Source organism: Streptomyces sp. NBC_01314, assembly GCF_041435215.1.
GTDB lineage: Bacteria > Actinomycetota > Actinomycetes > Streptomycetales > Streptomycetaceae > Streptomyces.
On the sequence record NZ_CP108394.1, the window covers coordinates 7,825,855 to 7,850,685 of the forward strand.

Annotated in this window: 19 protein-coding genes; 4 read left to right on the forward strand and 15 right to left on the reverse strand. The window is 73.1% G+C overall.

Going from position 1 to position 24,831, the window contains the following annotated elements; translation table 11 throughout:
- The 5 genes from OG622_RS34465 to OG622_RS34485 all read right to left on the reverse strand — a co-directional run bounded on the left by OG622_RS34465 (window position 1) and on the right by OG622_RS34485 (window position 6,662).
- The gene (locus OG622_RS34465) at window positions 1–492 is read right to left on the reverse strand and encodes a hypothetical protein (RefSeq protein WP_371580532.1); all 492 of its coding nucleotides are present in this window, start codon (window positions 490–492) and stop codon (window positions 1–3) included.
- Between the two features lie 356 nt (window positions 493–848).
- The gene (locus OG622_RS34470) at window positions 849–1,886 is read right to left on the reverse strand and encodes a rod shape-determining protein (protein ID WP_371584307.1); all 1,038 of its coding nucleotides are present in this window, start codon (window positions 1,884–1,886) and stop codon (window positions 849–851) included.
- A gap of 226 nt (window positions 1,887–2,112) precedes the next feature.
- Window positions 2,113–3,807 (reverse strand): carboxyl transferase domain-containing protein, encoded by a 1,695-nt coding sequence (locus OG622_RS34475; protein WP_371580533.1) that lies wholly within the window; start codon window positions 3,805–3,807, stop codon window positions 2,113–2,115.
- A complete protein-coding gene (locus OG622_RS34480; RefSeq protein WP_371580534.1) occupies window positions 3,800–5,263 on the reverse strand; it encodes an acyl-CoA synthetase in 1,464 nt (487 codons plus the stop codon). Before OG622_RS34480 ends, OG622_RS34475 begins: the two co-directional genes overlap by 8 nt.
- A gap of 52 nt (window positions 5,264–5,315) precedes the next feature.
- Window positions 5,316–6,662 (reverse strand): SLC13 family permease, encoded by a 1,347-nt coding sequence (locus tag OG622_RS34485; RefSeq protein WP_371580535.1) that lies wholly within the window; start codon window positions 6,660–6,662, stop codon window positions 5,316–5,318.
- Window positions 6,663–6,916: 254 nt separating this feature from the next.
- Between OG622_RS34485 and OG622_RS34490 the strand changes: the two genes are divergently transcribed.
- Window positions 6,917–7,627, forward strand: a complete 711-nt coding sequence (locus tag OG622_RS34490; RefSeq protein WP_371580537.1) for a FadR/GntR family transcriptional regulator — start codon at window positions 6,917–6,919, stop codon at window positions 7,625–7,627.
- Between the two features lie 57 nt (window positions 7,628–7,684).
- On the opposite strand, the gene OG622_RS34495 is transcribed toward OG622_RS34490, so the two are convergent.
- Window positions 7,685–8,749 carry a MerR family transcriptional regulator gene (locus OG622_RS34495; RefSeq protein ID WP_371580538.1) on the reverse strand — a complete coding sequence of 355 codons (1,065 nt, stop codon included), beginning with the start codon at window positions 8,747–8,749 and terminating at the stop codon, window positions 7,685–7,687.
- A gap of 374 nt (window positions 8,750–9,123) precedes the next feature.
- On the opposite strand from OG622_RS34495, the gene OG622_RS34500 reads away from it, so the two are divergent.
- From OG622_RS34500 to OG622_RS34510, 3 genes are all read left to right on the forward strand, one after another.
- Window positions 9,124–9,963 (forward strand): DUF3152 domain-containing protein, encoded by an 840-nt coding sequence (locus OG622_RS34500; protein WP_371580539.1) that lies wholly within the window; start codon window positions 9,124–9,126, stop codon window positions 9,961–9,963.
- A 124-nt stretch (window positions 9,964–10,087) separates the two neighbouring features.
- Entirely contained in the window at window positions 10,088–10,978 is an 891-nt protein-coding gene (locus OG622_RS34505) for a RimK family alpha-L-glutamate ligase (protein WP_371580540.1), read from the forward strand.
- A gap of 135 nt (window positions 10,979–11,113) precedes the next feature.
- Window positions 11,114–13,489: a LuxR C-terminal-related transcriptional regulator gene (locus OG622_RS34510; RefSeq protein ID WP_371580541.1), complete on the forward strand. Its 2,376-nt coding sequence runs from the start codon at window positions 11,114–11,116 to the stop codon at window positions 13,487–13,489.
- 165 nt (window positions 13,490–13,654) lie between these two features.
- Here the strand turns inward: OG622_RS34510 and OG622_RS34515 are convergent, their stop codons facing one another.
- From OG622_RS34515 to OG622_RS34555, 9 genes are all read right to left on the reverse strand, one after another.
- Window positions 13,655–14,575 carry an MEDS domain-containing protein gene (locus OG622_RS34515; protein ID WP_371580542.1) on the reverse strand — a complete coding sequence of 307 codons (921 nt, stop codon included), beginning with the start codon at window positions 14,573–14,575 and terminating at the stop codon, window positions 13,655–13,657.
- Window positions 14,576–14,750: 175 nt separating this feature from the next.
- Window positions 14,751–15,371 carry a hypothetical protein gene (locus OG622_RS34520; protein ID WP_371580543.1) on the reverse strand — a complete coding sequence of 207 codons (621 nt, stop codon included), beginning with the start codon at window positions 15,369–15,371 and terminating at the stop codon, window positions 14,751–14,753.
- The gene (locus OG622_RS34525) at window positions 15,331–16,179 is read right to left on the reverse strand and encodes an FkbM family methyltransferase (RefSeq protein WP_371580544.1); all 849 of its coding nucleotides are present in this window, start codon (window positions 16,177–16,179) and stop codon (window positions 15,331–15,333) included. Before OG622_RS34525 ends, OG622_RS34520 begins: the two co-directional genes overlap by 41 nt.
- Window positions 16,176–16,439 (reverse strand): Trm112 family protein, encoded by a 264-nt coding sequence (locus tag OG622_RS34530; RefSeq protein WP_371580545.1) that lies wholly within the window; start codon window positions 16,437–16,439, stop codon window positions 16,176–16,178. The genes OG622_RS34525 and OG622_RS34530 overlap by 4 nt, the downstream gene beginning before the upstream one ends.
- A complete protein-coding gene (locus OG622_RS34535) occupies window positions 16,345–17,367 on the reverse strand; it encodes a hypothetical protein (RefSeq protein ID WP_371580546.1) in 1,023 nt (340 codons plus the stop codon). The genes OG622_RS34530 and OG622_RS34535 overlap by 95 nt, the downstream gene beginning before the upstream one ends.
- 3 nt (window positions 17,368–17,370) lie before the next feature.
- Window positions 17,371–18,126: a methyltransferase domain-containing protein gene (locus OG622_RS34540; RefSeq protein ID WP_371580547.1), complete on the reverse strand. Its 756-nt coding sequence runs from the start codon at window positions 18,124–18,126 to the stop codon at window positions 17,371–17,373.
- An 11-nt stretch (window positions 18,127–18,137) separates the two neighbouring features.
- On the reverse strand, window positions 18,138–19,655 hold the full coding sequence (locus OG622_RS34545) for a condensation protein (protein ID WP_371580548.1): 1,518 nt from the start codon (window positions 19,653–19,655) through the stop codon (window positions 18,138–18,140).
- Window positions 19,652–24,112, reverse strand: coding sequence for an alpha-(1->3)-arabinofuranosyltransferase (locus OG622_RS34550; protein WP_371584308.1), 4,461 nt, complete (start codon window positions 24,110–24,112; stop codon window positions 19,652–19,654). The genes OG622_RS34545 and OG622_RS34550 overlap by 4 nt, the downstream gene beginning before the upstream one ends.
- Window positions 24,109–24,789, reverse strand: coding sequence for a class I SAM-dependent methyltransferase (locus OG622_RS34555; RefSeq protein WP_371580550.1), 681 nt, complete (start codon window positions 24,787–24,789; stop codon window positions 24,109–24,111). The genes OG622_RS34550 and OG622_RS34555 overlap by 4 nt, the downstream gene beginning before the upstream one ends.
- Window positions 24,790–24,831 lie beyond the last annotated feature (42 nt).

Here is a 24,831-nt window from a genome sequence, read left to right on the forward strand (position 1 = left end):
TCAGGCGCGGCGTACGCCCGGGCTCCACAGCACCGTCACCGGGACGCCCGTGAGGCGGGCGTAGTCGACGATGTCGGCCGTGCCGCCGAGGCCGCGGGACGGGGCGCCGTCCCAGACGGCGATCATGTGGTCGGCGTGGTCGACGATGTAGCGGCCGGCCGCGTAGTACGCCTCCTCGTGGGTGCGTTCGCGCGGCAGTTCCACGCGTTCGACGCAGCACTTGAGGAGCCGGCGGTAGGTGGCCCGGACCTCGTCGCCACCGAGGTGGGCCTCGTAGTCCATGCCGGGGATCACGGCGGTCAGCCGCATACCGCTTTCGAGGGCGATCTCCGCGAACAACTGGTCGGCGCCGGCGGCGAGGCTGCTGAGGGCCCGGGTGGTGGTGGGGCGGTCCCGTAACTCCGCCCGGATGCCCGAGCGGACGGCGGAGAAGGCGGCTTCCGGGATCTCCCGGTGTCCGGTGATACCGATCCGGGTCACGGGCCCTGGCATCCGTGCGCTCACCTCCGTGGCCGCGTTCCTCCAAGTAACCCTAGCGTCGGGGGACTTCGGCGAGAACGACACGTACGGGCGTTCGGTGGGGCGTCGCGGGCTCACGGGGGCGACTGCCGGGTGACCGCCGTGGTGCCGGCCGCCCCCACGTGCTCCGGATGCTGCCGCTCGTGGGAATGCGGGGGGATGCGCGGGAAGGCTCGGAGGGGTGCCCGAGGGATACCCGGCGAGTTGCCGGAGGGGGTGCCGGAGGGGGTGCCGGAGGGGGTGCCGGAGGGGTGTTGAGAGATACGTTCGGAGAGACGTTCGGAGAGATGTTCGTAGGGGGTCCGCGAGGCGGCTGTACGGGCCGTCGGTCAGTCGCCCACCGGGTCCAGGCTGATGGGTGCGATGCGGCCCTCCAGCATGGCGCCGATGCCGAGGGCGGCGCAGACGTCGGGGCGTTCGGCGATGTGGACCGGCATTCCGGTGGCGTGGCGGAGCATCTGGTCGAAGCCGGGGAGGAGGGCGCTGCCGCCGACCATCATGATGCCGCGGTCGGCGAGGTCGGCCACCAGGTCGGGCGGGCAGTCGCGCAGCACCTTGCCGATGCCGTCGACCACGGCGGTCAGCGGAGTCTGGATGGCGTCGCGTACGGCCGCGGTGTCCACCTGGACGGAGCGGGCCAGCCCGGTCGCCACGTCGAGGCCGTGGATCTCGGTGGAGGCGGGGCCGTGCGGGGTGAGGCCGTTGCCGGAGAGGGCGAGCTGGAGCGGTCGTACGGACTGGCTGGGCAGCGTCAGTTCGTGCCGCAGGCGCAGGTGCTGCACGATCGCGTGGTCGATGGCCTCGCCGCCCACGGGGATGCGTACGGCGCTGACCACCGAGCCGAGGGAGAGGACCGCGAGCTCGGTGGCCCCTGCCCCACAGACCATGATCATCGTGGCCTCGGGCTGCTCGACGGGCAGTCCGCAGCCGACGGCCGCCGCGATGAGCGTGTCGACCAGTTCCACGCGACGGGCGCCGAGGCCCACGAGGGTCTCGATCGTGGCGCGTTGGGCGAGCGGGTCGGCGCCGTGCGGGGTGCACGCGGCGGCGCGCAGGCTGGGCTTGCGGCGCAGCGTGCGGCGGACCCTGTCGCCCAGCAGTTGGCGCAGCATGCGCTGGGCCATCTCGATGTCGACAACCGTGCCGCTGGAGACGGGCCGTACGACCCTGATGTAGTCGGGCGTGCGGCCCATCATCTTCTCCGCGAACTCCCCGACCGCGATCAGCGCGCCCGTCCGGGTGTTCACGGCGGCCACGCTCGGCTGGTCCACCACCAGGCCCGCGCCCTTCACATACACCCGGGTCCGAGCGGCTCCGAGGTCGACTCCGAAGTGGCAGCGGCGCAGCTGCTCCAGACTGGCGGTCATCGCGGTCATTGCTGATCCTCCCGAGGGCACGGACCTTGCGGACCGCCGCCGGTCGGCGGTTCCCTGGTTCCTCCTGCATCGTGCGGGGGGCGGGAACGGGGTGCCCGTTGGAGTGGGCCGGGTGGGGGTGCGGCCGGACGGGTGGTTCTGTGACGGGAGGTCAGGCGGGAGCGGCCGGAACAGGCGGGATCGGGCGGGATCGCCGGGGGTGGACCGAGGGCGGCCGTCAGTCGGGTCGGCGCGTCGCCGCGGGTTCGGCGGCCCGCCGTGCTAGCGCCCCCACGACCCCCCGCACGACCCCCAGCTCCACCAGATCCTGTGGTCGCACCCGGAGCTCGTCCGCCGTTGCCCGTGTCAGCTCCGGGGGGCGTTTGAGGATCGCGGCGGCAAGCTCCGGGGCGATCACCGAGAAGTAGCTGTCCGGGGTGGCCCAGGTGTTGTCGGGGGCGGCGAGGGCGAGGGCACCGCCGGAGCCGCCCTCGCCGATGAGGAGGGTGGTGAGGGGGGTGCGGGCGGTGGTGACGGTGGTGAAGAGGTCGGCGATGGCCGGGCCCGCGCCCTGCCGTTCCGCCTCGGCGTCGTTCGCGGCGCCCGGGGTGTCGACGAGGGTCAGTACGGGGATGCCGAGGCGGTCGGCGAGGCGGATCAGGCGGGCGGCGGTGCGGTAGCCCGCCGGGCGGGTCGGGGTGCCGCACTGGGCCGCGTAGGCGACGGTCCGGCCCTCGTGTTCGCCGAAGCCGCACAGCATGCCGGGGTCGGTGCCGCCGGCGCGGTCCCCTCGCAGGGGGGCCCGGCGGGTGAAGTAGGCGTCCAAGTAGGCGTTGGCGCGGGGGCGTTGGGGAGAGCGGGCGCGTTGTACGGCTTCCCAGCCGGTGGTGGGGAGGAGGGGCGCCGCAGGGGGCGGGGGGAGCGGCTCGTCGGCGGCCGAGGGTGCGTTGTGGCTGGTCGCGGCCTGCGGCGGAGCCGCGGATTGGTACAGCCCCGCGCCCGCGCCCCTTGAGGGCCTGCGGCCCCCGTCAGGGGCGCGGTGCGGCGGGAGGGCGTGGGGTGGAGGTGCCGGGGCCGTGGAGGAGGTGGTCAGGAGGGTCAGCCAGAGGGCGAGTGTTCCGCGGAGGTCGTTGGGGTGGACGACCGCGTCCGCCGAGCCCGACGCCACCTGGGACTCGGCCGTGTACGCCGTCGGGTCCGCGTCGGGTGGGCGGACTCGGGAGCCGGCGAAGCCGACCTGGGCGTCGGGGAGCGCGAGGACGATGTCGGCGCCGGCGCCGAGAGTGGCCCAGCCGCCGCCCGTCGTGGGGTCGCGGAGGACCGCGATCTGGGGCAGCCCGGCCTCCCTGGTCAGCGCCGACTCGCGTGCCACGCGCTGGAGTTGGACGAGGGCGCGCATGCCTTCCTGCATACGGCTGCCGCCGGTCGCGACCAGGGAGACGACCGGCAGACGGTGCTCACGGGCGTACGTGTACGCCGCCTCCAGACGGTCGCCGGTGCGTTCGCCGAGCGAGCCGCCGAGGAAGCCGAACTCGAAGGAGATCAGTACGGCCGCCGTGGAGGTGGGGAGACTCGGCGGCGCGTCTGCCTCGCCGCGCCGCTGCGTCTCGGCGGACGTCACCGATGGCGTCACCCCGGCCGCTGTACCGGGGCCGGTCGTCTCGGCCTCCGTATCGGGGCCGGTCGCCTCGGCTTCCGTATCGGGGTAGCTCGTCTCGGCCTCCGTCGCCGTCCGGTCACTGATCACCGCCCGGCCCCACACCACCGACTCCTCCTCCCCGGTGCGCTCGGCGGCGCGGGCGCGTGAGGTGTCGTAGCCGTGCCAGGCGAGGGGGCCGTCGGGGGCGTAGTCCCTTCGGGGCGTGGGGAGTTCCGTGAAGTCGTCCGTCAGGAAGGCGATGGCCTCGCGGGCCGAACAGCGCCGGTCACTCATCCGTCTTCAGCGCTCGCTTCATGATCTTGCCCATGTCGTTGCGGGGGAGGGAGGAGAGGTAGTGGACGGTTCGGGGACGCTTGTGGGGGGACAGGTGGGTGGCGACGTGGGTCGCCAACTCGGCGGCCGGAGGCGGGGACCCGGGGTCCGTCGGGACGATCCAGGCGACGACGCGTTCGCCGAGGTCGGGGTCCGGTTCGCCGGTGACCGCGGCTTCGCGTACCCCCGGGTGTTCCAGGAGCGCGTTCTCGATCTCACCCGCGCCGATCTTGTAGCCGCCGCTCTTGATGAGGTCGGTGGCCTTGCGGCCGACGATGCGTACATAGCCGTCGGGGTCGCGGACGGCCATGTCGCCGGTGCGGAACCAGCCGTCGGAGGTGAACGCGGCGGCGGTCGCGTCGGGGCGGTTGAGGTACTCGGTGAAGAGGTTCGGGCCGCGTACCTGGATCTCGCCGACCGACTCTCCGTCGTACGCGGTGAGGGGGGTGCCGTCGTCCTCGACCAGCCTCAACTCCACGCCCGGCAGCGGGAGTCCGACCGCGCCGGCGCGGGGTTCGCCGTCGGCGCGGACGCTGGTGTTCATGAGGGTCTCCGTCATGCCGTACCGCTCGATCACCCGCCGTCCGGTGGCCGCCGCGATCCGTTCGTGGTCGTGCACCGGCAGCGCGGCCGAGCCGGAGACGAGGAGGCGGGCGCGGCCGAGTGCCTTCGCGAGGTCCGGGTCGGTGGGCAGCGTCTCCGCGATGCGGTGGTACATCGTCGGGACGCCGAACAGCATCGTCGCGCCGGCCGACAGCTCCCGGGCGACCGCGGCCGTGTCGAACCTCCCCAGGTGGCGGACGGAGCCGCCGCGCCGCAGCGGGCCCAGGATGCCCAGGATCAGTCCGTGTACGTGGAAGAGGGGGAGGGCGTGGACCAGTACGTCGTCGGCGGTCCACTGCCAGGCGTCGGCCAGCGCGTCCAGGGTGGTCGCGATGGCCCGGCGGGGGATGACGGCGCCCTTGGGCGGGCCGGTGGTGCCGGAGGTGTAGACGACAAGGGCGGCGTCCTCCTCGGCGGCCTTCCGCTCGTCGGGGGCGGGTCCGCTTCCGGTGTCGTGCACGTCGACATCGACGCGTACCAACTCCCGTACGGGGGCGGGTAGTTCATCGGTGGGGGAGGCGAGCACGAGTGACGGTGCGCTGTCGGAGAGGATGTGCCCGAGTTCCTTCTCCCCGGACTTCGGGTTCAGGGGTACGGCGGGTACGCCGGCCCGCAGTGCCGCGACCACGGCGACAGCGGTCTCCAGCGTGGGGGTCGCCCAGACGGCGACCCGGCCGCCGCCTCTGATGCGGTCCGCCAGGGCGTCGGTGACGGCCGCGAGTTCCGCGTACGTCAGGGACCGGTCGCCGAACCGGAGGGCAGGCCGGTCGGGGGCCTGGACGTCGCCGGTGAGGGCCGGGAAGAGAGGGGACACGTGTCGTACTCCTTGGTTGTCGCCGTCCGATGTACCGCTGCTGCCCTTGGGGCTACCCGAATCCCGGTACGACCAGCACCAGCCAGACCACCGCGGGTACCACCGCCACCACGATCCCCCCGTAGATCATCAGCTGGCGGAAGAAACGCTCGCGGTCGACGTCGGGTGCGGCGGCCAGGACCAGCGCGCCGTTCGTGGAGAAGGGGCTCACGTCCACGACCGTCGCGGACACGGCGAGTGCCGCGACCATGCCGACCGCGCCGATCTCGCCCTGTGCCAGGAACGGTACGGCCAGGGGGATCAGGGCGCCCATGATGCCCACGGACGAGGCGAAGGCCGACACGATCGCGCCGATGTAGCAGAGCAGGACGGCGGCGAGGAGGGGGATGCCGATGTTGCTGACGCCCTCGCCGGCCCAGGTGATGGTGCCCATCTCGTCGAGCACGCCCACATAGGTGAGGACGCCGCAGATGAGGAGGACGGTGGACCAGGCGATCTGGCCCACCGCCTTGCGGCTGTCGTCCGGCCAGACGGCGCTGAGGACCGCGGCGAGGGTCACCGCGGTGAGGCCCGCGTCCAGGTCGAAGGCGAGGACCGCGACGACCAGGGCGGCGAGGGAGGTGAGGGTGGCTATGCGGGCGGGGGTGAGGGCGGTTTCCGTGCTGGGGGTGGACGCGGTACCGGGGGCGGGGTCGGCCGGGGGTGGGGTCCGCTGCTCGGCGGTGCGAGGCGCCGCTGCGCCCCCCTGCGCTGCCCCGGCGGCACGAGTGCCCGCGACCGTGTCAGCGGGTTGCTTCCACAGCTTCAGCCCCCCGAACAGGACGAACACCACGCCCGCGATCACGAGGTTGGCGATCAGGGACGTCAGGAAGAGGGCTATCTCGTTGCCCGGGAGGTTCTCGCGTTCCACGATGCCGTTGACGATCGTGCCGTAGATGCTGATCGGGGAGAAACCGCCGCCCTGGGCGCCGTGGACGACCATCGCCCCCATCAGGAGGGGGCTGATGCCGTACCGCGAGGCGAAGCTGAGGGCGATGGGGGCGACGATCGCGACCGCGGCCGGACTGACCGCGCCGATCGCCGTGAGCGCACCGGTGATGAAGAACATCACCCAGGGGATCAGCGCCACCCGCCCCCGCACCAGCCGGATCGAGGCGTGGACGAGCCAGTCGGTGGTGCCGTTCGAGCGAGCGATCGCGAAGAGGTAGGTGACGCCGACCAGGACGACGAACAGGTCACCGGGGAAGCCGGCGAAGATGCCGTCCGCGTCGAGGTCGGCGACGAGTTCGCCCACTCCGAAGGCGGCGGCGAAGGCGAGCGCGCCCATGTTCACGGAGCGGGTCGTGGCGATGACGAACACCACGGCGAGCACGAGGATCGAGATGAGTTCGGGGGACATACGGGCTCCCGTCGTTGGGTCCCGGAACGGCTGGGGGAGGGCTGAGGGGAAGGGCTGGGGAGGGGCGGAGAACTCGGGCCGAGTGGCCGAGTGGCTGAGCCACTTACGGTTGGTCAGCGTGGGCGCGTACGGCGGTGCCGTCAAGAGGGCGCGCGAAAATTGGTTCAGCCACTTGGCCATCGGGCCACTGGTGTCCGCCGGTGTTACGCTCCCGACGAGCGACGCCCGAGCGACGCCGGACGATAGGGGGAACCGTGAGCGACGCCCTGCGCCCCATGGCCAAGCAGCGGCTCTACGAGCAGGTCCTCGACCGGCTGCGTCAGTACGTCGTCGAGGGCGGTCTGCGGGCGGGGGACCGGCTGCCGCCCGAGCGGGACCTGGCCCAGCGGCTGGGGGTGAGCCGGGCCTCGGTCAAGCAGGCCATCGTGGTGCTGGAGGTCCAGGGCCTGGTGGAGGCGCGGCACGGCGGGGGCACGTATCTCGTCCGGGACAGCCTCGACGTCGAGCCCGTCGACGAGATGGTCGAACGGCGCCGGCGGCTGCCCGATGTGCTGGAGGCCCGCGAGGCGTTGGAGACGAAGCTCGCCGAACTGGCCGCCGAGCGCCGTACGGAGGACGACCTGGCCGCGATGCGGGACGCGCTCGCGCACATGGCCGGGGAGATCGAGCGGGACGGGCACGGCGTCGAGGGCGACCGTCTGTTCCACGCGGCGGTCACGGCGGCCGCGCACAGCAGTCTGCTCGCCGAGTTCATGCGCTCCATCGCCGCCCAGATCGCCGAGAGCCGCACCGAGTCGCTGCGCCAGCCGGGGCGGCCCGACCGTTCCCTCGCCCAGCACCGGGCGATCCTCGACGCCATCGCCGCCGAGCAGCCCAAGCAGGCGGCCACCGCGATGCGCCGCCACGTACGCACGGTCGCGAAGGTCCGCCTGCTGGACTGGGATCCGGGGGACTCGGCCTCCTGAGCGCCGCCCCGCGGACGGCTCACCGCCGTCGACGCTCCTCCGAGCCGGTTCCTGTCGCTACGCGGCCTCCTTCCGCACCACGTCCGCCACCACGCAGCTCACGTTGTCCGGGCCGCCCGCCTCGTTCGCCTCGGTGACGAGTGCGCGCACGGCGGCCTCCGGGTCCGGGACGGAGGTCAGGACCCGCCGGATCGCCGGGTCGGGGACGACCGTCGACAGGCCGTCGGAGCAGAGGAGGTAGCGGTCGCCGGGGTGGGCGTCGTGGAGGCGCAGGTCGAGGGTGGAGATGGTCTCGTTGTTGGTCAACGCCTTGAGGAGCAGCGCGGGTTGGGGGTGGGTGGCCGCCTCTTCGGGGGTCAGGCGGCCCTCGTCGATCATCGACTGGACGACGGTGTGGTCGTGGGTGATCCGGAAGAGTTCGCCGTCGCGCAGCAGATACGCGCGGGAGTCGCCGATGTGGACGAGGGCGAGCTGCGAGCCGGTCCAGAGCATCGCGGTCAGGGTCGTCCCGTCGTCCCCGGTCCCCGCGACCTCCCGTACGGCGGCGGTCGCGCCCCGCACCGCGTCCTCCAGCAGGTTCAGCACGCTGCCCGCAGGGAGGGTGTCGCGGTCCAGGGTCCTGAGCGCCTCCACGGCGGCCGTGCTCGCGGGGGCTCCGGCCGGGCCGAAGCCGTCGGCGACGGCGAGGACGCGGGAGCCGGCGTAGGCGGTGTCCTGGTTGGTGGCGCGGACCAGGCCGGTGTCGGAGACGGCGGCGTAACGGAGTTCCAGCATCGTGATGTCCTCCTCGGACGGGTGGGTGAGGTGGTCCACGAGGAAGGCCGCCAGGTCCCGTCGGGTCGCCGTCTCGGCCTCGACCCCGGCCCAGTACGCCCGGATCTCCCGGGCCGCCGGGCCCGGTTCCAGCGCGCACACCGTGCGGATACGGGCCAGCGGCATGCCGAGCCGGCGCAGCCAGGCCACCAGCCGGGCCTGTTCCAGCTGTTCAGTGGAGTAGTAGCGGTAACCGGTGTCGGGGTCGACGCGGGCGGGCCGGAGCAGCTCCAGCTCGTCGTAGAGCCGCAGCGCCTTCGGTGACAGTCGGCATGCCTTCGCGAAGGTCCCGATCGTCAGCATCTCCATGACTCCCTCTGGCTTCCCCTGGCTTCCGTCGTTCCTGGCCGTTCCTCGTTCCGCGATCGATGCTGGGGCTTCCTCGAAGGTGAAGGTCAAGCGGTGGTGGTGAGCCGTGGTGCGGAGCCCTGCCGATCATCCGTTATCTTTTCGTGACCGACTCGGCCACATCCGATCACATACCGATCACACTCTGAAGGAACATGAGCGCGCACAAGGCAACACCTTCCGGCACTCGTACCCGCCGCCGCAGCGGCTCGCCGCGTGTCACCGCGCAGGGCTCGGCCACGGGGACGGCCGGAGGGAGAGGTAAGGGCTCGGGGCGCCGGAGGAAGGGGTCCGCGAGGCGGGGCCGGGGGCCGTTGTGGGGCGGGCTCGGGGTCGTGACGGCGCTCGGTGTCGCCGGATTCGCGACCATGGGCTGGATGCCCGGCGGCACGGAGGAGTTAGCCGGAGAGGCGGGCGCCGGCGTGTCCGCCTCCGCCGAGCCCTCGCCCGAACGATCCCGGCGCTCACCCGGCCCCAGCCCGAGCGCGAGCCCCCGCCCGAGCACGAGTTCCAGTGCCGGCGCCGATGGTCCCCGTAGTCCCTCCTCCCCGTCCGGTTCGGCACCGGGCAGGTCGGCGTCGCCGTCCCCCAGCGGCTCCCCGGTGACCATCCCCAGGACCGGGCCGGGCACGTTCACCACGGCCTCCGGCGGCAGCGGCAAGGTGGGGAAGGGCACACCCCTGCGCTACCGGGTCGAGGTCGAGAAGGGGCTGTCGCTGTCCACCGCCGACGTCGCCGACGAGGTGGAAGGCGTCTTCGCCGACCCGCGCGGCTGGACGGCCGGCGGCGACCGGGCCTTCCAGCGGGTCTCCGGCGGCACCTTCGACTTCGTCGTCAAGGTCGCGACCCCCGGCACCGTCGACGACGTCTGCGGTGCGGGCGGGCTGGACACCGGCGGCGAGTTCAACTGCAACGTCGGCGCCGACGTCATGGTCAACCTCGAACGCTGGGAACTGGCGACCCCCGTCTACGCCAAGGACGTCAAGGCCTACCGTGCCTTGATCATCAACCACGAGGTCGGCCACTTCCTCGGCCTCGGCCACGTCGGCTGCTCCGGCGAGGGCAAGCCCGCCCCGGCGATGATGCAGCAGATCAAGGGCATGAACGGCTGCGTCCCCAATGTCTGGCCGTACGACAGTAAGGGCCGCCTCATCACGGGGCCTGCCGTGCCGTGAGCGGGAGCGCCGTCGCGGAGGAACCCTTTGCCTCGTCGGTCCCCGGAGTTGTTAGCCTGCGCCGGAGACCCCTTCCGGACACCTGCCCGGAGGGCCGCCGCAGACGTACGAGGATGGAGTCCCCGTGGCCCGCACAGCCGCCCCCCGCATAGCCGTCGCCACCTACGACCCCGGGCCGGAGACCAGCCATGACCGGGATCTGCCGGTGCTGGTGCGGGCGCTGGGGGAGGCAGGGGCCGACGCGGCGGCCGTGCGCTGGGACGACCCGGCGGCCGACTGGGCCGGCTACGACCTCGTCGTCATCCGGTCCACCTGGGACTACAGCTGGCGCGCGGCGGAGTTCGTGGCCTGGGCGGAGAGGACCGGCGAGGCCACCCGGCTCGCCAACCCGGCCGGGGTCGTTCGCTGGAACACCGACAAGCGGTACATCGGTGACCTCGCCGACGCCGGGGTACCCGTCGTGCCGACGGCCTATCTCGCGCCGGGCGCGACCGTGCGGCTTCCGGAGGCGCACGAGTACGTCGTGAAGCCCACCTCCGGCGCGGGCGCCCGGTTCGCCGCGCGGTACACCCCCGACCAGCGGGAGACCGCCGTACGGCACGTCGAGCGGATGCACGCCGAGGGGCTCACCGCGATGGTGCAGCCCTTCGTGACGAGCATCGACACCGACGGGGAGCGGGCCCTGCAGTTCTTCGGAGGCCGACTGCTGCACGCCAGCCGCAAGGGGGCGGTGCTCGCGCCCGGCACCGCGTACGACGCCGACAAGATCGCCCACCCGGACCTGGAGCCCTGGACCCCGACCGAGGCCGAACTCGCCGTCGCCGAGCGGGCGTTGGCCGCCGTACCGGGGAATCCCGAGCTGTTGTACGCGCGCGTCGACCTCGTCACCGGGGAGGACGGGCGGCCGTGCGTGATGGAACTGGAACTCGTCGAGCCCAACCTCTTCCTGTGGCTGCACCCGGACTCGCTGCCCCACGTGGTCGAAGCGATCCTGGCGGCGGCTACCACCGGCTGACTCCCGGCACCCGCCCCGGCCCCACAAGCCCTCTCACCCGAAGAGGCGGGAAATCCACGAAGCGCGCGTCCCGCCCGTGCCCGCTGCCTACCCTTCGGGGTTACAACTGCGCGTACGGGCAGCACAACTGAGGGCGTGACCAGGGTCGTGGGCGGATCGGAGTCGCGGCGCACTTCCGGTTTCCCGGCGGAGCTGACGAGCTTCGTGGGGCGACGGGACGAGGCGGCCGATGTCAGACGGTTGTTGTCGGCGGGCAGACTGCTGACGCTGACAGGGCCCGGCGGGGTGGGCAAGACCCGGCTCGCCGGGCATGTGGCGGGACAGGTCGCACGGGCCTTCCCGGACGGAGTGTGGCTCGTACCGCTGGCCGCGCTGAGCGACGAGGCGTTCGTCCCGCACGCGGTGAACGACGCGCTCGGTGTCCGCAACGAGACCGTACGGCCCCCGCTGGAGATCCTCGTCGACCATCTGCGCGAGCGGCGCCTACTCATCGTGCTCGACAACTGCGAGCATCTGCTGCGCAGTTGCGCGGTCCTCGCGGGAACCGTGCTGGCGGCCACCGAGGGCGTACGGATCCTCGCCACCAGCAGGCACCGGCTCGGTCTCGCCGGGGAACAGCTCTTCGAGGTGCCGCCGTTGCCCGCGCCCGCGCAGGAAGAGCTGACCCCTTCGGCGGTCGAGTCCTTCCCCGCACTGCGGCTGTTCGCCGACCGGGCGGCGGCCGTGGTCCCCGGCTTCACCGTCGGCGAGGCGAACCAGCAGGCCGTGGCCCGCCTCTGCCGGCGCCTCGACGGACTGCCGCTGGCCATCGAGCTGGCGGCGGTCCGGGTGCGCGCCCTCGGCGTGGACCAGCTCGTCGAACGCCTCGACGACCGCTACCAGCTCCTCACCTGCGGCAGCCCGACCTCCGCGCCCCGCCACCGCACCCTGCGCTCCGCCGTCGACTGGAGCCACGAACTGTGCACCCCGCAGGAGCAGTTGGTGTGGGCGTGGCTGTCGGTGTTCGTCGGCGGCTTCGACCTGGCCGCCGCCGAAGCGGTCTGCGCCGGGGCGGACGCCGGCTCCCGGGAGGGGATCGTCCCGTGCGCCGTCCTGGACGCCGTCGCCGGGCTCGTCGACAAGTCGGTGCTCGTCCGGGAGGAGCACGCCGGGCAGGTCCGCTACCGCCTCCTGGTCTCCCTGCGTGACTACGGGCTGGAGAAGCTGCACGACCTGGGCGAGGCGACCGACACCCGGCGGCGCCACCGGGACCACTTCGCGCGCCTCGGCGCCGAGTACGAGCAGGCCTGGTTCGGCCCCGACCAGGCGGAGATCACCGAACGGCTGCGGATCGACCAGGACAACTTCCGGGCCGCCCTCGACTTCTGCCTCACCACCCCCGGCGAGGCCCAGCACGGGCTGCGGCTCGCCGCCGGCCTGTGGTTCCACTGGGTCGCGGGCGGCATCTGGGGCGAGGGCCGGCACTGGATGGACGGCGCCCTGCGGGCCGGGGCCCGGCCGGACGAGGCGCTGACCCGCGCCCTGTGGGCGGGCGCCCTGACCTCGCTGGTCCACAGCCGCTCCGCCGCCGTCCTGGCCGGCCTCGCCCCGGTGCGGACCGCTGCCGCCGCCGACGAGGAACTCCCGGTGCCCGCGCCGCCACCCGTGCCGGCCGGCGCTCTCGCCCCGGTCCGGGCCCGCGCCTCCACCGCCTTCGTCGTCCTCACCCGCGTCGAACTGGCCTGCACCCTCGTCAGTCGGGGCCGCGCGGCGGAGGCGATCCCGCTGTGCGCCGAGGCCGTCGCCCTCTGCGAGGCGCACGGCGAACAGTGGGCCCGCTCCTGGGCGCTGCGCACCCTCGCCCTCGCGCACTGGTCGGCCGGGCAGTACGACCGTGCCGCCGAGCATGCCCGCGCCTGTCTGCGGCTGCCGTACACCGTGCGCCAGCACCAGAGCCTCGCCCGCACCCTCGACCTGCTCGCCGCCGCCGAGGCCCTGGCGGGCGCCGCCGAGCGGGCCGGTGTCCTGCGCGGTGCCGCCGACCGCATCTGGCACGACATCGGCGGCAAACCCATGGACGCCCTCCGGCCCGGCCGCCCCCGGGCCGCCGAAGACCGCGCCCGGAGCACCCTCGGTGACCACGCCTATGCCCTGGCCCGCCGCCGGGGCGGCCGTCTGACGGTGGAGCAGGCGGTGGCGTACGCGCTGGGTGAGCCGCGGGAGGGGGCCGCCCCGGCCGTACGTACGGGGGACGCCTCGACCGTGTGCGAGGGTGCCGCCCCGGCCGGGGGCCCCGGCGGAGCCGCCCCGGCGCCGGGCGCCGGTCCCGTTTCCGACCCGGTCCCGCTCACCCGGCGTGAACTCCAGGTCGCCGCCCTCGTCGCCCAGGGCCGTACCAACAAGCAGATCGCCGACCATCTGGTCATCGCCCGCCGCACCGCCGAAGGCCATGTCGAACGCATCCTCGTGAAGCTGGGCTTCCACAACCGCAGTCAGGTGGCGGCCTGGTTCAGCACGCGGGCGGGGCTGTGACGGGGGTCGGCAGGGGTACGGAGAGGGACCCGGCGAGACGCGGCCCATGCCCTTCGGGCCGATCCGCCGCACGGTCGGGCCGGTCGGGCCACCACCTCCTCGACCAGCGAGCGCACCAGGGGAGTTCGGTGCCGTCGACATCCATCCGCAGTACCGGACCCCCGCTCACCCGGCGTCTCCCTCGTCCCCGTCTCCCTCCACGCTGAGGAGCAGCTGGGGCACCTCGTCCGCGCCCAGCTGCTTCAGGACCAGGCCCAGCAGTTCGCCGCAGCGCACGGTGACCTCGCTGCCGGGCGGGAGCGACGCGGCGAGGCTGATCAGCTGCCAGGCGCAGTGGGCCTCCATGAAGCACAGGTCACGGAGGTCGAGGACGAAGTGGCTGGGGCCGGTGTCGTCACGGCGTTCCAGCGCGTCGCGCAGGGCCTCGACGAACGCGGTGCGCGTGCTCAGCTCGGCGGTGCCGGCGATCCGCCCGCCGTCGGGGGTCTCGGTGACCTCCAGGGAGTCGAGGCGTTCCATGACCCGCAGCGGGTGGACCTCGTCGACGCGGGCCGTGAGGTCGTCGTCGAAGTGCCGGCGGTCGTACCAGCAGATCGCGGTGAACAGCGGGTCCGCGAACAGCGGTGCCACGGACGCCTCGTAGTCGAGCAGCCGGTCGTGGCCGAGGTTCATCCGGGGTGCCCAGCTCATGTCGGCGGCGACCCGCAGCCCCGCCCAGCCCTCGTCGCGGGCGCGGTCGACCTCGGCGGCGTACGTGTCGATCGTGCGCTGCTCCTGGAAGCGGCTGTCGGGGGCGTAGACCTCCGTGTTGCGCTTGAGCGACAGCTGACCGGCGGCCCGCGCCGCCACAACCTGCCCGCTGCCCCGGTCCAGCAGGGCGACCACCTCGTTGTCGCTCAGGTCGTCGGGGTCCATGACCAGCAGGACCTTCTCCCCGCGCGCCAGACTCGTCCGGGTGTACGCGGTGAACACCTTCCACGGCGACTCCCCGGCTCCCTCGATGTCCCCCGGACCCATACAGGCGTGATCCCCCAGCCGCAGCCGCTCGACGGGCACGGTTCGCTCCGCGCGGTGCTGGGTCGTCATGGGGGTTGCCTTTCCGTGAGATCAGGACTCTGCACGGACAGTAGGCCCAGCGGTGCTCCCCACGGCCGGATGATCCTCAATCGTCTGCTTGGGAGGCCAAGCTGAGCGGTTGGGGAAGAAGCTGATCGAAAGAGTATGTGACCTGAAGACCTGAAGAGGTGCGACCCGGTTGCTTTCAGGGGCGTGGGGCTGAGCCGATCCGCTGCAACAGCCCCCACGTGAACTCCGCGACACACTCCCGCCGCATCCCTTGCCCGTCGGGCGCGACGAACCGCAGCCCCCACCGGGTGGGCGCCGTCCCCTCCAGGGGCCGTGCCGGCGCGAAGGCCCGTGCCACCTCGTCCACCGTGCAGGACCACGGCGTCAGGTCTTCGAGCGCGCGCAGCTCAGGCGCCGCGGCCCCCGGCGCCCGCACGAGCCACTCGTTCCACACCGCCCCGTTCGGCGCGAGCAGCACCTCGAAGCGGAGGCCGGCCCACAACGGCACCGGCCACAGCCAGGCCTCACAGTCCAGGGCGCCGATCTTCTGCACCGTGACCGACTCCGGCGCGCCCAGGACCGACCGGTACCGGGACGCCGACCCCCGTGTCCGGGGCGAGCGCACCATCGCCTGCCACCGCCGGTTCGCCTCGCGCATGTCCGCGAGGGAGACGCCCAGCGCACGGCGGGCGTCCTCGACGAGCTCCGGATTGTGGTCGGCCATACGACGCAGCAGCACGCACTGGAAGTCCAGAGGGGTGAAAGGACCGGAGGGCCTATCGGGGCCGGGGCGCTTCGCGGAGGACATGGGGTCCATCGTGGCGTACGGCGCCCGAGGCGGTTCGGCGGCCACCGGCACGCTCACCCGGGCGGCGCCCGTCCGGCAGGAACAGCACCGAGTTGACGTACCGGCCGGCGAACGGCAGGACACGCCGGAGCAGCCCCTGCGACGCCCTGTGCGAGGTGCGCCTCTGGTGGGCCTCCAGGGTGGCCGGAACGAGGGGGAGCCAGGTCCCGGCGGGCAGGACCCAGCCGGCGTAGCCCAGGCCGGCGAGGAGGTCGACGACCGGGGTGATCGGCTGGATACGGGCCTCCAGTTCGACGAAGAGGGCCGGGCGGTCGCGGGCGAGGAGGCCGGACGCGCCGTGCAGGACGGCCAGTTCGTTGCCGTCGACGTCGATCTTGATGAACCCGACGTCCGTCAGGCCCAGGCCGTCGAGGGAGACGCAGCTGACGTCCAGCGCGCGGGCGTGGATGTCCCGGCGGACCAGGGACGACACCCCGCGTCCGCCGTCGTCGCCGGGCGGAAGCCAGAGGCGGGCCGTGCCCGGGCGGTCGGAGGCCGCGGCCTGGACGACGCGGACGTTGGAGGGAGCCGTCGAGCTGAGCAGTCGGGCCAGCCGGGGCACCGGCTCGACGGTCACCACGCGCCCCGCCCGTCCCGCCAGCCGGCGCGTCCAGGGGCCGTACCAGCCGCCGACGTCCACGGCCGTACCGCACTCCGGCGGGCACAGCTCGTCGAGGCGGGCCAGCTCCGGTTCGAAGCGCGGGTAGACGAGCCGGGCGGCCGCGGCCACCAGCCGGTCCGGGAGGAGCGGCGCGAGCCGGGCGGCGAGCGTGGTCATGAGCTCATCCTCTTGAGGAGTGCGGAAAGCTTCTCGTGCTCGTCCTCCGTCACCTGCTCGCCCGACGACGGCAGCAACTGCGGAATGCCGTCGACGATCGGGTAACGGCGGTGCAGCCGGGGGTTGTAGAGCGACTCGGACGCCTGGGCGGCGGCGGTGGTGGTGTCAGGTCGCTTTCCCTCCTCGTGGACCACCAGGTGCAGGGGCCCCTTGTCCAGCGGGCACGCCAGGATCTGGAGCAACGGGTCGTCGGGGTTCATGGAGAGGCAACTCCTTGGCCGGTGCCGGGGGTTGGGGTGGCGATGGCGGCGCTGGACTGTCGTGCTTGGGCATGCTCAGCAGTACGGCGACCGCCAGCACCGTGCCGGACAGGCGCAGCGTCAGACGCAGTGGATCGCCGGGCAGCGACTCGCCGAACGACAGCGTGCCGAGCACCGCCGTGAACAGACAGGTCACCGTCGTGCAGACCGGCACGATCAGCGAGGCCCGGCAGCGCTGCAGCGCCGCCTGCGACATCACCAGACCGAACGCGCCGGTGAAGAGCAGGAGATACGGGTACGGGGAGCGCAGCAGGCCGACCACCGCGTCCCCGAGCCCGCCGGTGGTCAGACGGCTCGACACGCCCTTGATCGCGAGCGAGCTGACGCCGTACAGCAGGCCCACCGCCACGCCGTACTCGACGCCCGTGGTCGGCAGCCGGTGCCGGTGCCGGGCGCGCCGCTCGGCGGACCGGTACAGCCCCACGCCCGCCGCCAGCGCGGGCAGGCAGATCGTGAGGACCAGGGCGTACGGTGCCCCGCGGCTGACCGTGTCGGAGCCCTCGTCCAGCGACAGCACCACCATCAGCAGCGCGGCGAGGATGGCCCCGAGGGCGTACCGCTCCCGGCCCGTGGTCTCCTCGCCGAGCAGCCGCGCCGAGAGCAGGACCAGCAGGACCAGTCCCGATACGAAGATGCCCTGGGCGGCGGCGATCGGCAGCGTCCGGTACACGGCCAGCTGAGCGGCGAACCCGGCGGCCAGCGACAGCGAGCCCGCGATCCACAGGGGGCTGCCGACGACCTGTCGCAGCAGCTTCACCGGTTCCCGGACCGTCACCTGCGGCATGGCGGTGAGCGCGCGTTTCTCCAGGACGAATCCGGTGCTGTACAGCGCGTTCGCCAACAGGGCCGCGGCCACTCCCCACCACATCGGCTACGTCCTCCGTGCGTGCAGCAGCAGGATCGACGCGGCCGACGGGGCCGCGCAGGCCAGGCGGTCCAGCGGACGCAGCGGGCGCGGTACGCCGTGGAAGGGCGCCCCGCGCAGCCGTACGACCTCGAAGCCGGACGCGGACACGAACTCCCGCAGCGCGCGGGCGGTGTAGAGCCGCAGATGGCCCACGACCTCCCTGCCCGGGCGGCCGTGGATGCCGCGCAGGCTGACCTCCGAGAACACGGGCTGGACGCCCGCGAGCAGCAGGGCGCGGTTGTACCAGGCGGCCAGATTGGGGGTCGACAGCATCAGATGGCCGCCGGGGCGCAGCACGCGGCGGATCTCGTCGAGGGCTGCGTCCGGGTCGACCAGGTGCTCGATGACCTCGCTGAACAGAACGGCGTCGGCGGACTCGGACCGCAACGGCAGCCCGCCGTCGGCCAGTTCACCGCGGATCGCGTACGGGATGCGGGTACGGGCGCGTCGGAGGGCGTCCTGGGACCAGTCGACGCCGATGATGCGGTGGCCGGTCAGGAGGGGCGCGGCGGTGGCCGCCGCCGTGCCGTCGCCGCAGCCGATGTCGAGGATCGTGCGGCTTCCCCGGGCGGCCGGGCCCAGCGCTTCGGCCAGCATGCGGGCCTGGGCGAGGCTGCGGGGGGTGCCGGAGGCGACGGGGACGGACGGGTCCTCGTAGAAGTCCCGAAGTCCCTTGGCCGGGGCGGGTGTCGGGGATTCCGTGGGCGAGGTGGTCGGCATGGCTCGCGGCATTACTCGGTGTCCTCCGCCGTCGCGTGGAGATAGTGCTCGAAGAGGTCGCGGAGGTGGGCGCCGTCGCCGTGGCTGAGCAGGGCGCGGGACCAGCGCAGGGCCAGGTGCAGGCGGCCCGCCGTGGAGGCGGTCGTGACGGTGAGGCCGCGCGGCATGCGGGCGGGGGCCGAGAACCACACGGCGTGGGCGCGGCCGGCTTCCGCACCGAAGTCCAGCGCGTACGGGATGCGGCCGATGTTGCTGAGCAGGGTGGTCGACGTCCAGGGGCCCGCGGCTCTGCGCAGGCCCCGGGTGAGGGCCGCGCGCCAGGAGACGGGCACCACCGGGGCCGTCAACAGGGAGGCCCCGTGGCCCAGTTGGGGGCGCTGGAGGGATTTCAGGGCGCGGGTGCGTTCCGCCGTGCGGCGGAGAAGGGTGGCAAGGGGGGTGTGCGCCGGGTTCAACTCGTGTGGAGAGAAGGCGACTTCCACCAGTCGGGTGCCGTTGCCTATCGGCATGTCCGTGTCCCTCGGGCGGTCGTCCACGGGCATGGTGATGCGCAGGGGGCGGGGGTGTGCGCCGTGTTCCCGGTTCCAGTGGGCGAGCATCAGGGCCGTGGTGACCATGAGCTGGTCGTTCACGGTGTAGGGGGCGGACTTCGGGCGGCGGGGGACGGGGAGTTCGGTGACGAGCAGGCCGTTGCCGGGGGAGGGTTCGGGGGTGCCGGGGGCGACGCGGGCGGGGCGGGCCCAGTTGGAGGGGGCGTCCGTCTCGGCCGGGGTCGGGTCGTCCTGGGCGGGGGTGGGGCGGACGGGCGGGGCGGTGGGGGCGTTGTCCTCGCCGCCGTACAGTTGCGCGGCGGTGGCCAGGATGCGGAGGCAGGCCGGGCCGTCCAGTGCGGTGTGGTTGATGGTGAGGAAGAGGACGGTGCCGGTGCCGGTGCCTTTGGGGCGCCCAGGGGTGGGGGTGGGGTCGGCCGGGGGGTGTTTCCGCTGCTCGGCGGTTCGAGGTGCCGCTGCGCCCACCCTCCCCCACTCTCGACTTCGCTCGCGCGGGGGGACCCCCGTCGCTCCGGCGGCACGACTGCCCGCAGCTATGCCGACTGCGTCGCTGGCCTCGCTGCCCACCGCCGGCCCCGCCCCCTCCACCACCTCCAGGCGGATCGGCGGGGACAGTGTCAGCGGGGGCGCCTCCATCAGGGCTCTCGTCCGTGCGTCCCGCAGGGCGTGCGGGCCCGCCGGGAGGAAGGCCACCACCTCCACCTCCGGCTCCTTGGTCAGCTCCCACTCGTAGCGGCGGCTGTACCACCGCCCCGGCGCCTCCCGCATGAGGATGCGGGGGTGGGCGCGGAGGGCGGCGGTGAAAGCGGTGTGGAGACGGCCGGGGTCCAGGCGGCCGGGCAGGTGGACCTCGATGTGGACGGTTTCGGGTTCCTTCTCCTGGAGGCAGTGCCGGGAGATTTCGTCGACCACCGGGAAGGGGATGCGGACGGGCCCGTGGGCGGCTTCGTCCCGTGCGGGGTGGTCCAGTGCCGTCATGCCGGCTCCCCCTTACCCGTACCGTCGCTGTCGTCGTGGTCGGCGGGAGGCGGTACCGCCCCGAACTTCGGCTTGGTGAACGGGATCCGCCGGGTCGGGGTGTCCGGGTCCCCTTGCGGGGAGCCCGGCCCGCGCGCCGAGATCGTCGGACTCGCGACGGACCCACCACCGCCTCCGGACCCGCCCGGCCCGCCGTTCAGCCTCTTGTTCACCCGCCGCCGCTGCGGCAGCGGCTCCGTCGGTGCCTGCGCCCCCGGCGGTACCTCGAACTCCCTTGTGGAGCCGGGCCGTTCCGGCGAGGTCACGGCGTCCGCGCCCACACTCACCAGCGCCGCGAACAGCCCGATCAGCGCGAGCAGCTGGGCCACATGACCGAACGCGCCCTCCTCCGCCGCGACCGGTTCACCCGCTCCGAAGGCGGCGGCGACACCGGCGCCGGCCAGGGCGAGGAGGGCGATCGGTACGAGCAGGGTGTGCCGTTTCCGGGCGAGGAGAGCCAGGAGCGGGACCAGGAGGGCGAAGAAGCCCGCGATGACGATGCCGACGAGGGTGAGGGCGACCGTGCCGAGCCAGAGACCGGGGCCCGGCGGGGTCGGCTGTGGCGCGTCGGGGTTGGGCTCCTGGCGGCGCCAGAGGGCCAGCCCGATCAGGGCCACGAGGCCCACACCGGCACCGATCAGCCCGGCCTCGTACGTCACGGACGGCTCGTACGACAGCTTGACCGTGCCGCCCGCGCCACCGGGGATGCGCCAGCCCTGCTGCCAGCCGTCGAGCCGCACGGGGGTCAGCTCTCGGCCGCCCAGCGTGGCCTTCCAGCCGTCGTTGAAGTTCTCGTACGTCGTCAGGTAGGAGGCCGCGCCGTCGCCGACGGTGACCGCGCGGCGGTCGCCGAGCCAGTCCCGTATGCCCAGATCGCGGCCGTTGGCGGCGGGTTCGGCGATCGAGCCCCGGGTGAGGGTCACGGTGGTGACGGCCAGGGCGCCCGAGTCCTCGGACTCGAAGGTGTGCCGGCCGGCCGCGCCGAGCTCCAACTCACCGCCGACCGCGCCGTTCTGGCAGAGCGTCAGATCGATCGACCGGCGCTCGACCAGGTCTCGTACCGTCCCCTTGGCGCTCGTCTCGTACAGCGTCCCGTCGACCTCGACCACCGGGCCCTCGCCGCACGGGAGCTCGAACTCCCGGGTCGGGGTGGGCTGCGGGGTGCGGTACTGGTCGAGGGCCGGGACGTACGCCTCCGTGAGGCCGACCGGGAGTTGCAGGTCCTCGTCGGCGACGGGGTTGTGGACGGTCATCGGGGCCGTCTCGGTGATGGTGATGTCGAGCTGGTCGGTGTTGATCGGGTCGAAGCGGACCCAGCCGTTCTCGTCGACACCGGCGATGGCGGCACCGTCCGGGGAGCTGATCTCGACCTGCGTCGGCCGGGCCGACAGGCCGCCCGCCGGGGCCAGGACGAGCGAGCCGACCGGCCACTTGTCCTTCCAGCTGAGATGGATGGTCGGGTCGTCGCCCGCGATCCACGCCGTGGTCAGGTCGCCGTCGGTCAGGTTGCGCGGCGAGAGCCCGGCCCCGAGGGAGGCCGTGGATTCGGCGGTCGCCGTCATCCGGGTCTGCTGGTCGGGGGCCACCTCGTACAGCAGCTTGTCGAGTTCGTCACCCGGCACGGGGACGGCCGTCGCCTTCACCGTGTACGTCCCCGCCGTGGCGGTGCCGAAGGTGCGGTGCAGCCCCGGTTCCGTGCCCGTCGGGGAGAGGCCGGTCGGGTCGGCGGCCCGCTGGAGCGAGATCACCTCGGCTGAGGCGTCGGACTCCTTCGCGTCCGTCGGCAGCCGCAGCATCCGGGTGACCTTGACGCCGGGGAGGTCGATCTCGGAGAAGCCGGCGCCGACGAGCCCGGTGTGCCGCTCCGCCGAGTCGAGGATGGTGATCTTCAGCCAACCCGACTCGCCGGGACGGGCGTTCACCGTCTGCGTCGAGCCGTCGGCCTGGAGGTTCGTGGAGCGTGAGCCCCGCTCGGTCTCCACCTTGACCCGCGTCGGCGCCGACCGCACCCCGTCCTGCGGCAGCGGTGTGACCTCGAACGTCGCCGGGATGTCCTGACTGCCGTCGAAGTCGATCCGCAGCCACTGCCCGTTCGCCGACCCGGCCGCGCCCTCCGCCCAGGCGGTGCCCCGGTCGCCGTCGAAGGCGTTCACCGGATCGTACTGAGGCAGATGGAACAGCCAGTTCCCGCTGGTCGAGGCGGTCACGGACGTGGCGCCGCGCAGCTCGGCCACCGTCTGGTGGTCCAGGCCCGACACCGGCAGGATCTGTTTCGGCTTCTTGCCGGGATCCTGCACACTCCCGCTCGGGTTCCGCTCGTTCGCCGTGTACGTGTACGACGTGTTGGCGTTGACCAGGCCGAACCGGGTGTCCGCGCGGCGCAGCCCGTCGCCGACCACCTGCACGGCCGGGGTGCCGAGGCCCGGGTGGTTGTCACCGGTCAGCACGGTGGCCCGGTCGCGCAGTTCGGGGTCGGCGGACAGCGGCAGCAGCGACTCGGGTCCGCCGGAGACGACAGCGGTGTCCGCGATCGCCTTCAGCCCGGCCTGCCCGGGGCGCGGCACGTCCTCGGCCGGGCGGTAGATCTCCACGGCCCGCTGCCGCGCGAACAGCCCCTCGATCTGGAGCGGGGTGCCCTCGGCGATCCGCCCGCCGGTCATCACCGGCCCGAGCCCCGTCACCCGCTCGTACCCGGACTGTTCCAGGGTGCGCTTCACGGTCGCCGTCGGCACCGCGCCGACCTGGTCGGGGTCCAGGTCGTTGCGTACGACGACGTAGTACAGGCCGGCCCGGCTCAAGTAGTCGCCCAGGCCCGGGACTTCGCCGCCCGTCAGCAGCGCCTGCTCGACGGCGTCCATCGCGCGCCGGTTGCCGGCGGTGCCGAAGGGGACGTAGTCGCGCTGCGCCCAGCGGGAGTCGGCGAGGACGTCGAGGGGCTGGTCGACGGTGGTGCCCCAGGTGTAGATGCCGTGCGCGGTGGCCGGCACGACCAGCGCGCGGGAGTCCGGCGAGTACTTCTCCAGCCAGTTCGCCGTCGCCTGCCAGTACTTGGGCAGCTCCTGGAACGAACCGGGCTGCAGCACCGACCCGTTGAGGTACGGCCACAGCAGCCCCGGGACGACGAGGACGGCCGCGATCAGCGGGGCGAACCGCCGCCCCCGCACCTGCCGGGCCCCGCGCGCCTGCGCGGCCACCCCCACCAGATGCGCGAGCCCGAGGACGAGCGCGAGCGCCAGCCCCGTCTGGAACTTGTAGATGTTCCGGAAGGGCACGAGGCCCCCGTTCAGCCAGTCCTGGACCACCCCGTGGAAGGGCGCCCCGAACACACCGCCGTACCCGGCGAGCGTGATCAGCGCGACCACCAGCACGGTCAGCACCAGCCACCGCCGCTCGGGCATGTCCCGCCGCGCGAGCCCGGCCAGACCCAGCCCCGCCGCCAGCGCCGACGACAGGATCACGACGACGGACGCGGCGACGGACCACCCGGCCGGCAGCCAGGGCTCACCGAAGTTCAGATACGCCACCCAGTTCCCGGCGCCCCGCAGCACCTCGGTGGCGGACATCGTGGCCGTCGTGGTCTGCGAACTCTCCACGTACGGAAGGAAGTTCTCCCCGTAGAAGCCGAGCAGGAGCAGCGGGACCACCCACCACGCGGTCGCCAGGATCACCCCCGGCACCCACCAGGCGATCAGCCTCCGCTGCCGCGGCCCCGGCGTCCGGGTCAGCAGATACAGCCCGACGGGCAGCAGCGAGGCCAGGGTCGCGGACGCGTTGACCCCGCCCATGAACGGGATGAAGAGCGCCGACCGCAGGGCCGCCACGCGCGCGCTGTACCGCTCGTTCGTCAACGGCAGCAGCACCCACGGCAGGAACGCCCCCGGCAGCGCGGCGGCCGAGGTCGACCCGACGACGGTGGTGAACACGGGCCACAGCGCATAGGCGCCGGCGGCCAGCAGCCTCCCCCAGTCTCGGCTTCGCTCGACCGGGGGGACCCCCATCGCGGAACCCCCGACGCCCAGCCGCTCCGCCAGCCGCAGCGCACCCCAGAAGGCCACCGACACGATCAGCGACAGCCACAGCCGCTCCGCGAGCCACACCGGCAGTCCGACCAGATCGGTCAGCCCGTAGTACGGCAGCATCGGCCACAGGTAACCGACGTACTGGTCCTGGATGCCGCCGAACCCGCCCCGGTCGTGCCACAGCTGACCGAGGTCGGAGACGAACTGCCAGGGGTCGGTGGTGACTCCGAGCTTGGTGTCGAAGGTCTGCCGCCCCGGCTGTGCGGCGATCAGCAGCACGAACACCACGGCCCAGAATCCCAGCAGCCAGCGCCGCGACCGAGGGCCCTCGGGGGGTCCCTCGGTCGTGCCCGCCGGCCGTACCGGAGCGGGAGGTGGAGCCTGGACCGTGCTCGTCATGGTGGACACCGCCGGAGGATGAGGAGAAGGTTCCAGGTGGCGAACTCACGCAGTCCCGGCGCCTTCACGACGGTCTCCGCGAGAAACGGCCAGTAGCGGGAGCGGGCCGACACGACGGTCACGTCGTCCCGGCCGCGCACCTGCCGCAAAGTGCGTCCGATGTGCACGGCGAAGAGGTTCTCGCCGAGCGTGTGCTTGGCGTCCTTCCCGGTACGGCGCCGATAGCGGGCGCGCGCCCGTTCGGCTCCCAGGTAGTGCCAGGGCGCCCACTCGTGCCCGCCCCAGGGGGACAGCCAGTTCGTGAACGACACATAGATCAGCCCGCCGGGCCGTGTGACCCGCACGAGCTCACTGATGAAGGTCGGCGGATCGGCGACATGCTCCAGCACGTTGGAGGTGAAGGTGATGTCCGCGATGCCGTCGGCCAGCGGAAGCAGATACCCGTCGGCGACGACAGCCCCCTCCGGCGGCTTCGACCCCAACTCCCGCATGTCCGGCTCGAAGAGATACGCCTGCGCACCCCGCCGCCGGAACTCCTCGGTGAAGTACCCGCTCCCGCCCCCGACATCGACGACGGTCAGCCCGTCGACGGGCCCCCCGCCGTACGCCTCGACCTGATCGACGGCATCGCGAGCGAGCAGCGCATAGCAGTACTCGGGATCGTCCTGCTCCCGCATGAAGGCTCGGAAGAGGGCGACCGACCGTCGAAAAGAGGGATC